Genomic DNA, 13248 nt, shown 5'->3' with positions numbered 1-13248 from the left:
GTCTACCCAATCCTCCAGACATTCCGGCAAGAGCGTCAGCTGGGATCTGTCCGCGCCTTCAACGAAGCGTCCCATCCACATCCCCCATCAGGAAACGGAGGAATCGTAACCGACTCGTGGCTTTTCACACAGCCAGGGTCAAAAGCAGCAGTGGGCGCCAAGCTGTATCGGCGTCCGGTTTGCCCCTGACAGCCGACATGACACGCGCTCAATTGACCTTCGGCTGAGGGCCATAAGCGAGCGCGGCAAAACATGCCAGCGCATGCTCCGGCAAATGCTATTGGTCCATGCCTGGGCGGGGTTAACGCTGCGCCGGCGAGCCAGAAAGTCCTTGACGCAACAGAACACCACGGATTTGGATCGGTCGGAAGACCTTGATTGGACGATGGACGGAGCCGACCCGTGGGATTTTTGCTGAGAATTATGCTCGTAACCGCTCTCGTGAACCTTGCTCCAGCCGTCGCCCAGGCGCCGAAGAAAGCCGTCGCTTCTCCTGCCTTGCAGAAGGAATTCGATGGCTTCATCGAGAAGTTTCGCGCGGCGCTGAGGACAAACGATTCCGCCGCCGTCGCCGGTATGACACGATTGCCGTTCATGAACGACAGCGCAATTCGCGACGCCGCGCAATTTCGCGCCAAGACCTATCCGACCTCGTTCACGCCGAAAAATCGCGCGTGTGTCCAGCGCGGCAAGGCCGTCTACGATCGCGATCAAGAGAACAATGACAATTACTTCGTCTTCTGCGGCGAGCTCATCTTCGTCTTTACCAAGACGCCGGCGGGGTTCCTTTTTACGGACGTCGGCGCGAATGACTGATCAGGCAACAATGCTATCCACTGCCGTCGGACGTATGATCGGTCGCGTCGCTCAGCGACATATTGGATGCAGCAACCTAGGCGATGGGCCGACTCATCAACGGAAAGACTCGCCGCGAGCAGAACGAGTCGGCTCAGCCCCCCATTAACGGACATGCATACGGACAGCGGCGACTTCGCCTTCGGGTCACACCCGGAAGAACTCGGGCTGAGCATATCAAGTCTGCTTCACCCCCAAGGAGCGGACATCTAGCGGACATGCCGGGTCGACCGCTTGGGGCCACAAGCGGACCATCTGACCCAAATTACGAACAGAAGAAGAGCCCAGCTGTGGTGGGCTGGGCTCTCGTTCAGCGATTGATGGCCGCCTCAACAACCATCTTTACGGCGACATCGGGTTCAGGATCATTTGATTTCCCAGGACGTGTTGTGCGGGATGTCCATCGCAAAATAATCGCCAGAGCCAGCCAGCGCAGGCATAGCTATGCACGCAAATGGTTCGCTTCCGGTGATGCCCTTATACTTACCGGTGCCGCCGGTGATGATATGCGTTCCACAATCCATCTTCGGCTGGGCCTTGTCGAGGTCTCGAGTATCGAAGGTCGAGAAAATCTTGTCGCCGTCGCTGTCGGCGAGCACGCAAGCGCCGTCAATGTATTTCTTGTCTCCGGACGCGACGTTCAGCGCCACGCAGCGTGCTGACATCTTGTCCAGCATCTTCTCTCCCTTCATGTTTTGAGTGGTGCCGACCGCCTCCAGCGTAGTGGCCTTGCCGAGTTCGGCGGTGTCAATGCTCATCAAGGGCCGAAAAATAAAGTGCGTCACATAAGGAGTAGTCCCCTTCTTTTCAATCGGCTCTCCCGCGACAGCCGCGGGGGCAAAGGACACGAGCGCAGCAGCAAAAGCCGTTGCTTTGGTGAGTCTCATCGCTGCGGTGACTGTGGGGACTATGCGCACGTTGATGGAGTTCATGAGTGCCTCCTTAGATCAAGCGGCGGTTCAGGTCTCCGCCGTGAACTGCCGCGAGTTGAAAATCGACCTGCGTATGCTTTCTCCTGTCAAATCGAGTTTGCACGCCGGCGCCGAGCGTCAACGTGATCATGCTTTCTTGATGCTTCGCCTTGGACTGACGAAGTATGTGGGGATGGTGGCTCCAATCATCGGTTTTGACCTCAATACAAGGCTCGACCGAACGACCTGGAATATTGGCATAATAGCATRGAACGCGGCGAACGTCAGCGTCATGCCCGGAATACGCAGCGCGCACCGTCAGCTGTCCTGACCGAATGCGCTGTGAAAAATGCAATTCTCCTGTTGTTCGGATGAAGCACGGGGCACATGGGTGCAGTGACCCTGTGCCGCTCTTCATGCTTTGCGTCGTTCCGCTTGCAACTCAGGAGGTGAGCATTGAGTCACGTCGATTTCCACAGCCACCAATATCCGTAATGTCCACTTCGGGTCATGAGGGGACGTTCGCTCTGAGCGCGGGAATGTCAACTAACGGCCAGGAACGGACATCCCACTTCAAAACCTGCTACTGCAGCGTCCGCTTGAAGAAGGCGACGATGTCGTGGTCGAAGCGCTCATGAAACGCAGCGCGGTCGAAGCCCGGCTTGCTTGTGCAGATTGCCGGCATGCGGGTTGCCAGGTCCGCAGAGCACGGCTTCAGAAAGTCGTAGTGCCCGGCGTCAGCCACGACGTGCGTCTCGGGTGGCGTCGGCAACGCGAGCCGAACGGCTTCCGCATAATAGGGGTGTGGTAGCACTTGATCATCCTCGGCCCGCCAGAGCTGCACCGGCTGGAGCACCGCCGCCAGACCGTTGGTCCCGAAGGTAAAACCGAGAGCGGGCGCGGCGGAGACCACCGCCTTGAGTCGCGGATCGTGGGTCCAGACGATATCGGTATCCGGCAGCAACGGGTGCTCTTCCATGATCTGACAGTCTTCGAAGGCGGGATGCGCCTTGCAGTGGCTCGGAAGGGTCCGAAGGTCCGGCTCGCCGCCGGCGGCCGCTAGCACCGTCAAGCCGCCAGCCGAGAAGCCGAACGCGCCAACGCGATTGGCATCGAGGCGCCCGTGGTCGCTCCACGCGCCCAGCATGTAATCCGTGAGCAGCTTCAATTGCCGTGGCCGTTCCCAGATTGCGGTAGGACGGCTTTGGTCGCGCCAGCTATCGCCATTATGCGTAAGAGCGGCGACGACGAACCCTGCATTGGCCAGGGCCGTGGCGGTGTCGAGGTGCCCGGCATAGGAGCCTCCGTGACCGTGAGATATGACCACCAGCGGAAGACCGGTGCCCTCAACCGGCGCGTCGCGGGCGACCATCTGTTGATCGGTCTCGACCGCCTCCGGCTTCGGGGTCATCGTGGTCGGATACCAGACGCCCACCTCGATAGGTGGGCCTTGCGGATCGTCGATGCTGAAATGCCGGAACCCGACCGCGGCGTCGGCCTGGCCGGCGGTGACTGCGATGAGTACGGCGAAAAAATATGCAATCGTGTAGCGCATGGGAACCTCTCGGCGAGTGGGACGCCAAGGATCCAGCAAACGGCACGGGCCTGCGCCAGCAATTGTTCGCCAACGGGCGAATGGGTTCGCCGGCGGGCAAACCGCCACTATAATGGCCTTATGAGTGAAGCGCGTCGGAGTGACTTTCTGCGGGATTGGGCCGTTGACCTCGCGATCGCGAGCGTCTGCGCCATCTTTTTCGGCCTGATCGGACCGTTTGGTAGCTATCTGAACGGACCGACCTGGCAGCGCGTGGTGTTTCAACTCGCTTGCTTCTTGCCCGGAATCCTCCTTTTCGGATCGCTCATCCGGGTGGTGCTGCGGCTGCGCCTGAACCCGGCAATGACCTGGATGTCGATCTTCCTCGGCGTCGTCATCCTGAACGCGCCATTCCAGATCTGGGTCGTGTCGATCGCCGTATCGATATGGCCCTTCCTGAAAATCTTGCGACCGCTCGATTGGTACTTGCAGGGGCTGATCACCGCCTTGCCGATTGTGCTGGGTTTCACCCTTCTCATGCAGGCCCGGTTACATCGCCGGCAACAGGCCAAGGAAGCCGGCGAAGCGCCGCCAACTGCTTTCGGACTACTCGGTGCGCCACCTTCCGCGGTGCTTTGCCTGCAGATGGAGGACCACTATGTACGCGTCCACACCGCCGGCAACTCTCGCCTTGTACTGGCAACGCTCAACCAGGCGATGATGGCGCTCGAAAATGCCGATGGCCTGCAGGTACATCGCTCCTGGTGGGTCGCGAGGAAGGCGGTTGTGCGGGCCGTTACCGAGGGCCGCAATCTGCGACTGCAACTCGTCAATGGAATCACGGCCCCGGTCGCCCGGTCAGCCGTCGCCATCGTGCGGGAGGCGGGCTGGTTGACGAACGAGAGCTCGACGGGGGGCCGCAGCACTGAAACAGAAATATTGCCCCTATGACGGAGGCCATGTCCGTTGTGGGTCAAAAGCTGGCGGTCGGCAGCAGTGTGGCAACGTCGGTTGGGGGCCAATAACGGAAGTGAGCGGCTACACTGCCTGATCGCAGATGCGTGATAGGGCGGGGGCGAGAGTTGCGGTCAGCCACGAGTCCGACCACATTAACGCCGTCGAGCCCGCAGCATGTCCAAAGGTGACGCCGGCGTGGATTTATTTGGCCGAAATCAGGAATTGACATCTCGGCCGACGCCGTCAGGCGAACGCAGCTCCAATAAATACGGCGTCGCCGGGCTGCTGGCCTCATCCGCCACGCGAGGTTGGTCAAATCTCACGGCAGAGCTTCGCAGCCACCGCGGTACGGTTGCCTGGAATAACCCCCAGCCTGATGCCGAGATCTGCGTTGATGTGCGCGGTAGTCGGTCCGTTGTCACGCGTCGGCTGGACGGGGCCATCGACTCGACCATCTCCGAACGTGGAACCATCTGGTTTCGTCCGGCCGGCGTGCAGCAAGGCCTGATCGACATGTCCGAGCCGGTGCCCGCGATTTTGCATCTTTACCTACCGACCGGTTTGTTCTTGTCGCATGATTTGGGTGAAGGGTTCGACGCGACGGCGATCGATTCACTCCGCCACAAGGGCGGCTTCCGCGATCCACTGCTTGCCGAGATGGCCTTTGCCATCATGCTCGAACTGGAACACGAGACGTCCGCGGGCAGGCTGCTCGCCGAAACCCTGGCATTGAGTCTGGTGGCAAGATTGATCCAGAACCATGCTGCGCCGCGGTCCGGCCTGGTCATGCCGGCCGCAGGGGAAGGGCTCGACCGACGCAGATTGGCGCGCGTGCTCGACTATATCGAAGCCAATTTGGAGGGCGATCTGACGGTAGCGCGGCTGGCCTCGGTTGCCTGCCTGAGCGAGTTTTATTTCGCGCGCGCGTTCAAGGCCGCCATCGGCAAATCGCCGCATCGTCATGTCAGTGCAAGGCGCCTCGAACGCGCCAAGGATCTGCTCTGCGATGCGGACCGGGCCTTGGTCGATATCGCCCTCGGGCTCAGGTTTTCGTGCCAGGCCAATTTCACCCGCGCATTCCGGCGAGCCACGGGCCAGACACCGGCGCAATATCGGCGAAACCGGCTGGCTTGACTTTGTTACCGATGTAACGATCTGCATCCACCGACGGCAGGAAATGACAATAGCTGAGCAGGCGATGCAAAGCGGCATTGCCTCGATCAGGGTAACTGTTCGCCCATCCATGCACTTTGCGTGAAGGAGAAGCGAATATGACTTCCGAACGGAAGGTTGCCATCATCACCGGAGCATCGCGCGGCATTGGCGCAGGATTGCTCGAGGCCTACCGGGATATCGGCTACCACGTCGTCGCCAGTTCTCGTTCGATCGGCAGGAGCGACGATCCGTCGATGCTCGCGGTCGATGGCGATATCGCCAGCGCAAAGACGGCCGATCGCATCGTGGAACTGGCCATCGAGCGCTTCGGGCGGATCGATACGCTCATCAACAATGCCGGCCTCTTCATTGCGAAGCCCTTTACCGAGTATTCTGAGGCCGACTTCGCCACGATGGTCGGGGTCAATCTCGCGGGCTTTTTCAATCTGACGCAGCGGGTGGCGGCGAGGATGCTGCTCGCGGGCTCGGGTCACATCGTCAATATCACGGCCACGATCGCCGAGCAGCCGATGGCATCCGTGGCGGCGGCGCTCGCGGCGCTAACCAAAGGCGGGCTCAACGCGATCACCCGCTCGCTCGCGATCGAGTACGCAAGCCGGAATATCCGCGTGAATGCCATATCGCCTGGTGCGATCGCGACCCCAATGCATGCGCCGGAGGCGCATGGCTTCCTCGCAAGCTTGCAGCCGATGGGCCGCATGGGCGAGATACAGGAGGTCGTCGACGCCGTGATGTATCTTGAGCGAGCGGCTTTCGTCACCGGCGAGATCATGCATGTCGATGGCGGCGCGTCCGCCGGCCACTGGTAGGAGGCGTGCGATGTGGTTTAACCGACGTCTTGTTGAATTGTTCAAGATCGAGCATCCGATTGTGCTGGCACCGATGGCCGGATTGGGCACGGTAGACCTTGCAGCCGCGGTCTCGAATGCCGGCGGCATGGGGTCGATCGGCTGCGCTGTCTTGACGCCTGAGCTCATTGCAAAGACCGTTGCCGAGCTACGGCGACTGACGAAGAAACCAATCAATCTCAACTTCTTCTGCCACGATGCGGCAAAGGCGGACGCCGCTCGCGAGCGTGCCTGGCATGAGAAGCTTTCGTCGTATTATCGCGAACTGGGCATCGCCCCCGCAACGGCTGCACCGCGCCTCGATCTCGCTCCATTCGGCGATGCCGCGTCCGCCGTAGTCGAACAGGTCCGGCCGGAGGTGGTAAGCTTTCATTTCGGTTTGCCCGAGCCCGGATTGGTCGATCGGGTCAAGGCAGCCGGCTGCAAGGTGATCTCATCGGCGACGACAGTCGACGAAGCATGCTGGCTCGAAAAGCATGGTGCCGATGCGATCATCGCTCAGGGGTACGAAGCCGGAGGACATCGAGGCTCATTCCTCGATTCTAACAGCGAGCGCGCGATCGCCTCACAGGCCGGCACGTTCGCCCTTGTGCCACAAGTCGCTGACGCCGTCAGCGTGCCCGTGATCGCAGCCGGCGGGATCGGGGATGGGCGAGGGATCGCAGCGGCGTTCGCACTCGGGGCCGCCGGCGTGCAGGTTGGAACCGCCTTTCTGCTTTGTGCCGAGTCGGCAACGCCCCCGCTCCATCGCGAGGCCCTGCGAAACGCGCGGTTGAACCGGACTGTCGTGACAAACGTGTTCTCCGGGCGACCGGCGAGGGTTCTGGTCAATCGCCTTGCCGCCGAGATCGGTCCCTGGTCGGACGCGGCACCGGACTTTCCGCTGCCCATGGGCGAACTGTCGCCGCTGCGTGCTGCGGCTGAGCAGAATGGAAACTCCGATTTCACGCCACTCTGGTCAGGTCAGGCGGCGGCGCTTGCCCGCGAGATACCCGCCAAAATGTTGATGGACGTCCTCGTGCGGGAAGCCACCAAGTCTGGAGGCAGCTGATGTCCGGCTTGGGATACCAACCAAAGTCTGAATTGGGTCGAAGTCCGGCCTGGTTCGCTGCGGATCGGCGCGCCGGGTTTACCCTGCGAAGCTGACCTGACGTTGAGGAGCGCTGTCGGCAGGGATAGGCCATCAGCAGACATTGCGGCTGACTTTCGCGCCACCGTTCGAACGCCCGGCCGGTCTGCTTTGGGGGCGCGCTAGACGCGCGTGCGCGGTAGCGAGGTCGAGCCGAACCGATTGTCGCCAGGCCGTCCGGGAAATGCACTCAGGATTGCAGCGAACGGCCAGAGCGAGATAAAGAGGACAGCCGGGACGATGGGCCAGTCGAGCGGAGGGTTGACGCTATAGTATTGGGGTCCTGAATCGGTGAGCTTCCTCGCGATGCGCACGACGAGCATGTCGACTAGCACAAGTCCCAAAAGTCCCAATCGAAATTCCTGCGGACCGATGCGGCCTTTCATGGATAAGAAATACCAAATGAAAGCTGAATGCATGCGCCTCCGAGATCATCCTGTCCGATAGCTGTAGTGCAACGCTTAAGCAGCATAGGCTATTCAGCCCAACACTATCCGAATAGATAACCTAAAATTGTGCGCACGGGCGGACAATCGCCGACGGTCACAATAGGATCAGGCCAGCAGCGTCGCATAGGACGCGAGAGGGCGATGCCCCCCGGTCGGCGCTGGGCTGATCTGTGCTAGGCTTCGTCAACACATGGTTGGTTTTGGCGGAGGCGGTTGTGAGGCGACGTGAGTTCATCGCGCTCCTCGGCGGCGCGGCGGCAATCCGACCACTCGGCGCGCATGCGGAGCGTCCGCGAGAGCGCATCCTCTATTTCACATACTCCGCCGGCTACCGGCATGATGTCATACCGCTTTCTAAGGTTATCCTGACCCAGCTCGGAAGCCATTCGGGTGTTTTTGAAGTCACTGCAACGGAAGACACGTCCGAATTTTCTACCGAAAACCTCGAGCGCTACGCAGCGGTGATGTTCTATACGTCAGGAGAACTTCCGATGAGCGACGCGCAAAAGAGAGCTCTTCTCGACTTTGTGCGCTCGGGCCGCGGGTTCCTCGGCGTTCATTCGGCGACGGACACATTCTACACTTGGCCGGACTATCTCGATCTGGTCGGCGGCTACTTTAATGGTCATCCTTGGCATCAGGCCGTGAAGATCGAGGTGGTTGATCCCGGCGATCCCCTGGTGGCTTTTCTCGGGAATTCGTTGCAAGTCGAGGACGAGATCTACCAAATCGGCGACTTCGACTATCGTGGTTCACGCGTGCTCCTGCGCCTCGACCCAAGCTCGGTGGACCTTGGCAAGACCGGCGTACATCAACGATTCTATGGCTGGCCTCTCACCTGGACCCGATTCTATGGCGAGGGACGAGTATTTTATTCGGCGCTAGGCCACGAGCCGTCAGTTTGGCGGGACGCCCGCTACCAGCGAATTCTCACGAACGCTATCCTGTGGTCTATGCGAAGGTCGCCCTGGTAGACGCCGCGGCACTTCGCATTTGCGGTCAGCCCAACGCCTCCATCCAGCCGGCGACGGCCCGTCCGATCTCGTCCGGCGAATCTTCCTGGACAAAATGGAGTCCCGAGATCGTCACCTCGGTCTGTGCCGGGAGGCTGCGGGCCAAATCGAGAACCGGGCCATGGGCGAGGATCCCACCGGGCTCCGCCCTCAGGAACAACTTGGGTATATGACTCGTCTTAAGCCAGTCAGCGTAGGCGGTCACGATCGCAGTCACGTCGGCGGGCTCGCCCTCGATGGGGATTTGCCTGGGCCACGTCAGCGTCGGACGCCGGCCCTCGCCGGGCTCGGCGAAGGGCCGGCGGTACTCCGCCATATCCTCGTCGGACATTTTGCGAAGGATGGCTCCCGGCAGGATCTTCTCGATGAAGAAATTGTCTCGCAAGACCATTTCCTCGCCTTTCTCGGAACGCAGCCCTTGCAAGGCGTGACGCATTTCGAACTTGTCCCAGTGGTCCCAGTATTGCGGCCCCATGATCGCCTCCATGTACGCGATACCCTTCACGGCCTCGCGGTGGCGGTTGGCCCAGTCGAAGCCGAGCGCCGAACCCCAGTCATGGATGACGAGGGTGACCCGTTCGCGCACGTCCAGGGACTCGAGCAGGGCGTCGAGATAGCGGCGGTGCTCCACGAAGCGATACGAGTTGGGACCGCTGTCAGGCAGCTTGTCGGAATCGCCCATGCCGATCAGGTCCGGGGCGATGCAGCGACCCAGCGGCTTCAGGTGCGGCAACACATTGCGCCAGAGATACGACGAAGTGGGATTGCCGTGCAGCAGTACGATGGGGTCGCCCTTTCCCACCTCCACATACGCCATCTCGCGGCCGAGGACCCGCCGCAGCTGCTTCTTGTAGGGAAATGCCGCAGAGATCATGTTCGCTCTCCCGTTTACATTTGGGCGCGGCGACACTGCGAAGCCTGCGCAACAGCGCGCCGCTGGGTTCGAGAGTGATCTTACTGGGGCCTTGCATCAATCGCTTGCCCGCCATTGATGCTGTTATGCTAATCTTGCTCAGAAGATCACCCAAGCAGATGCTGGGTATCAAGCCATTGATATGCCGCGCGTTAAGCGGATAGTTCGACGGCGCTTGCCCACTGCCCAGATCAACGTTTAAGCTGCTTTCCTGGAGCGGTTCCCTGATCTGATGCTGAGATTTTCTTAGGATTACTCAACCGACGGGGCAGGCCGTGATGGCCGAGCAAGGCCTACGAGCCGTCTATGAGTCGAACGGGTGGGAGATCGATCTTACCCAGCGTGAGCTGCGGTCCCGAGGTGTTTCCGTTCCGATCGGGAACCGCGCATTCGAAATTCTGGAGATTCTGGTTCAGTCGGGCGGCGAGCTTGTCACCAAGCGCGATCTTATAGATCGGGTGTGGCCGGTTGCGACGGTCGAAGAAAACACGCTCCAGATTCATATATCCGCCATTCGCAAGGCGCTCGGCGCAGATCGCGAGTTGTTGCAGACGGTGTCCGGCCGCGGCTATCACCTGCGCGGCATCTGGACCATGCGGCCAGCAACCGGACCGGGACATCCACTCTACCTAAAGGAAAGTGCGTCGGCGCAGCCATTAGCGTCGACCAACCTGCCGCAGCCGGTTTCAGCGTTGATCGGCCGCACCGCCGAGGTCGAGGAAATCTCGAAGCTTGTCCGTGCCGGCCGGCTCGTCACCCTGACCGGGGCGGGGGGCATCGGCAAGACACGGCTCGCGCTCGCGGTCGCCCGTGAACTGCTGCCGCATTTTCCAGAGGGGGTGTGGCTGGCCGAGTTCTCGCCGCTCGCTGATCCCAGTCTGGTTCCCATAGCGCTCGCTGCCGCGATCGGACTCAAGTTCGGCGGCGGTGAAATTTCGACCCAGCGCGTGGCGCTGGCACTGGCAGCGCGGCGCTTGTTGGTGGTGTTGGACACCTGCGAGCATGTGATCGACGCCGCGGCGAGGATGGCTGAGGGCGTGCTGCGAGCCGGATCCTCGGCCCAGATCATCGCAACCAGCCGCGAGCCGCTCCGGGCCGAGGGGGAGCAGGTCTACTGGGTGCAGCCGCTCTCGATTCCGACGGAGGACGCGGACGATCTCCTGGAATACGGCGCCGTCAGACTATTCATCGAACGTGCACGAGCAACCGAGGCAGGGGCGGTTCTAGATGGCTATCAGGCAAAGACGATCGCGGCGATCTGCCGGCGTCTTGATGGCATACCGCTCGCGATTGAAATGGCGGCGGCACGTGTCACGGCACTCGGTGTCGAAGAACTCGCCGCTCACCTTGACGATCGCTTTCAGCTGCTGACCGGAGGGCGGACGGCGCTGCCGCGGCACCAAACTCTGCGGGCGACCTTCGATTGGAGCTACGAGCTACTGACTGAGCCTGAGCTGGTGCTCCTCCGCCGGCTCGCGGTCTTCGCCGGCGCCATCGACCTGGAGGCGATCTGCGCGGTGGTAACGGGCGCCGGGATCGCTTTGCCGGACGTGGTCGATGGAATTTCCAGCCTGGTTTCGAAGTCGCTGGTTGTGGCGGAAATCGATGCCACCACGGCGCGCTACCGCTTATTGGATACGACACATACGTATGCCCTCGAAAAGCTCGGCGAGAGCGGAGAACGGGAACGGCTCGCACGTCGCCATGCCGAATATTACCGGGACTTGTTCGAGCGGGCTGAAGCGGAGCTGGAGATGCGCCCCACGGTCGACTGGATGGGCGACTACGGACGGCACATCGACAACCTGCGCGCGGCGCTGGGTTGGGCCTTTTCACCCAGCGGTGACGTGCAGATTGGCGCGGGGCTGACCGCGGCCGCAGTGCCCCTATGCGTCCATTCGTCGTTGCTGGAGGAATGCCGCGGCCGCGTGGAGCGGGCGATCGCCGCCCTAGGGGCTGCCGTCAATGGCGACGCGCGCCTCGAGATGAAGCTGTATACCGCGCTCGGTACGACCCTGATATTTGTCACCGACGCGAAAATTCCCGCGCTCGGCGAAGCCTGGACAAAGGCGCTGGAGCTTGCAGAGAGGCTTGACGATGTCGAGCACCAATTGCGGTCGCTGCTAGGCCTGTGGTTCTTTCACCGGGTCGCTGGCCGCCTTCGCGCCTCCTTGACCGCCGCGCAACGATTCAGCGCTCTTGCGGCAAGCCGGTCAAATTCCAACGATCGGCTGATCGGTGAGCGATTGATCGGCATCTCGCAGCAATGCCTCGGCGATCAAGCGAGCGCGCGGTATCACCTCGAACGCATGCTCGCGCACTATGTTCCTCCAGTCCAAAAGTCGCGGATCAGCCGTTTCCGGAGCAACCAGCGGGTGACCGCCGGCGCCTTTCTGGGCCGGACCCTATGGCTGCAGGGATTTCCGGATCGCGCAATGCACGTCACCGAAACATACCTGCATGAGGCATCTGCCAGCAGACACGTCAACTCGGTGTGCTACATCGTCGCCAACGCAGCATGCCCGATCGCGCTGTGGAGCGGCGATATGGATGTCGCAGACCATTACGTGGCAAGGCTGATCGACCTTTCGACCAGGCATTCGCTGATGCGCTATGTTGCCTTTGCCCGCAGCCATCAAGGACTGCTTGCGATCAAGCGCGGAGATACCGCCGGCGGCTTGCCGCTGCTGCGGTCAGGCATCGACGAACTCGGCGACGAAGTCAACGCATCGCATCGCTATTTCCTGTTCGTTGGTGAGATGGCGGAAGGTTTGGGGCGCGTCGGGCAAGTAGGCGAAGGACTTTCGGTGGTGCACGATGCGATCGCGCGCGCAGAGGAGACCGAAGAACGCTTGAGTATCGCCGAGCTGCTGCGCATCAAGGGCGAACTGCTGCTGTTGCAAGGTGCACCCGGCGCTGCGGCAACGGCCGAGGATCAGTTTTTCCGGGCGATGAAGTGGGCGAGCCTGCAGGGCGCTCTGTCCTGGGAACTACGCGCCGCCACAAGCTTGGGACAGTTGTTTCGCGATCAGGACCGACCGACCGAAGCGAAGGCGCTGCTACAACCGATTTACGACCGGTTTACCGAAGGTCTCGACACCGCCGACCTTAAGCGGGCAAAAGGTCTTTTGCGTGATCTCAGTTAAGCCAATCTCCGTTCTTAGCGAGGCTCTGATGTTTGGGGGAAGTTTTGCTTGCTCAATTGAGGAGGCAAGTACCTCAGCTTCCCGGGCGCTGTACTGGTCTCGCTGGTAGGGAATCCCGCGAGGTGCAGGCGTCCCYCAGCTTCCGCGCGAAGCGGCAGCGTCTGCTCAGGGCCGATTTTGTTGAAAAAGTCTTCGGTTGCGTGAGCTGACATTCGCTGATTCAGTCGTTGCAAGAGGGCTGAATCATGATGGGACATCAGCGAGTTGGGCAGGCCGCATTGTTCTATGAGTTTTCGCTCGAGCGGCACGTTCCGGCC

At 61.1% G+C, this 13248-nt stretch carries 12 protein-coding genes; 7 read left to right on the top strand and 5 right to left on the bottom strand.

Going from position 1 to position 13248, the window contains the following annotated elements; translation table 11 throughout:
* Positions 1-402: 402 nt before the first annotated feature.
* On the top strand, positions 403-816 hold the full coding sequence (locus tag AB4Z51_RS41610; RefSeq protein WP_245328455.1) for a hypothetical protein: 414 nt from the start codon (positions 403-405) through the stop codon (positions 814-816).
* 404 nt (positions 817-1220) lie between these two features.
* On the opposite strand, the gene AB4Z51_RS41605 is transcribed toward AB4Z51_RS41610, so the two are convergent.
* The 3 genes from AB4Z51_RS41605 to AB4Z51_RS41595 all read right to left on the bottom strand — a co-directional run bounded on the left by AB4Z51_RS41605 (position 1221) and on the right by AB4Z51_RS41595 (position 3321).
* On the bottom strand, positions 1221-1787 hold the full coding sequence (locus tag AB4Z51_RS41605; protein WP_063984233.1) for a hypothetical protein: 567 nt from the start codon (positions 1785-1787) through the stop codon (positions 1221-1223).
* A 10-nt stretch (positions 1788-1797) separates the two neighbouring features.
* Entirely contained in the window at positions 1798-2184 is a 387-nt protein-coding gene (locus AB4Z51_RS41600) for a hypothetical protein (protein ID WP_441499465.1), read from the bottom strand.
* A gap of 165 nt (positions 2185-2349) precedes the next feature.
* Positions 2350-3321, bottom strand: a complete 972-nt coding sequence (locus AB4Z51_RS41595) for an alpha/beta hydrolase family protein (protein WP_441268446.1) — start codon at positions 3319-3321, stop codon at positions 2350-2352.
* Between the two features lie 120 nt (positions 3322-3441).
* On the opposite strand from AB4Z51_RS41595, the gene AB4Z51_RS41590 reads away from it, so the two are divergent.
* The 5 genes from AB4Z51_RS41590 to AB4Z51_RS41570 all read left to right on the top strand — a co-directional run bounded on the left by AB4Z51_RS41590 (position 3442) and on the right by AB4Z51_RS41570 (position 8833).
* Entirely contained in the window at positions 3442-4251 is an 810-nt protein-coding gene (locus AB4Z51_RS41590; RefSeq protein WP_063984230.1) for a LytTR family DNA-binding domain-containing protein, read from the top strand.
* Between the two features lie 180 nt (positions 4252-4431).
* A complete protein-coding gene (locus tag AB4Z51_RS41585; RefSeq protein WP_231144527.1) occupies positions 4432-5391 on the top strand; it encodes a helix-turn-helix domain-containing protein in 960 nt (319 codons plus the stop codon).
* Between the two features lie 137 nt (positions 5392-5528).
* Positions 5529-6242 carry an SDR family NAD(P)-dependent oxidoreductase gene (locus tag AB4Z51_RS41580; protein ID WP_441268445.1) on the top strand — a complete coding sequence of 238 codons (714 nt, stop codon included), beginning with the start codon at positions 5529-5531 and terminating at the stop codon, positions 6240-6242.
* A 10-nt stretch (positions 6243-6252) separates the two neighbouring features.
* Complete coding sequence (locus AB4Z51_RS41575; protein ID WP_441268444.1) at positions 6253-7332, top strand: NAD(P)H-dependent flavin oxidoreductase; 1080 nt, start codon at positions 6253-6255, stop codon at positions 7330-7332.
* A 742-nt stretch (positions 7333-8074) separates the two neighbouring features.
* Complete coding sequence (locus tag AB4Z51_RS41570; RefSeq protein WP_223153616.1) at positions 8075-8833, top strand: ThuA domain-containing protein; 759 nt, start codon at positions 8075-8077, stop codon at positions 8831-8833.
* A gap of 25 nt (positions 8834-8858) precedes the next feature.
* On the opposite strand, the gene AB4Z51_RS41565 is transcribed toward AB4Z51_RS41570, so the two are convergent.
* Positions 8859-9746, bottom strand: coding sequence for a haloalkane dehalogenase (locus AB4Z51_RS41565; protein ID WP_441268443.1), 888 nt, complete (start codon positions 9744-9746; stop codon positions 8859-8861).
* 317 nt (positions 9747-10063) lie between these two features.
* Here AB4Z51_RS41565 and AB4Z51_RS41560 point away from each other — a divergent pair, with 317 nt between their 5' ends.
* The gene (locus AB4Z51_RS41560) at positions 10064-12931 is read left to right on the top strand and encodes an ATP-binding protein (protein ID WP_441268442.1); all 2868 of its coding nucleotides are present in this window, start codon (positions 10064-10066) and stop codon (positions 12929-12931) included.
* Between the two features lie 14 nt (positions 12932-12945).
* Here the strand turns inward: AB4Z51_RS41560 and AB4Z51_RS41555 are convergent.
* Positions 12946-13248 (bottom strand): hypothetical protein (locus AB4Z51_RS41555; protein WP_441499464.1); only part of this gene is annotated, 303 nt, incomplete at its 5' end.

This window comes from Bradyrhizobium sp. 2TAF36 (assembly GCF_052114925.1).
Taxonomy (GTDB): Bacteria; Pseudomonadota; Alphaproteobacteria; order Rhizobiales; family Xanthobacteraceae; genus Bradyrhizobium; species Bradyrhizobium barranii.
This window is presented reverse-complemented; position numbering and strand designations above follow the sequence as displayed.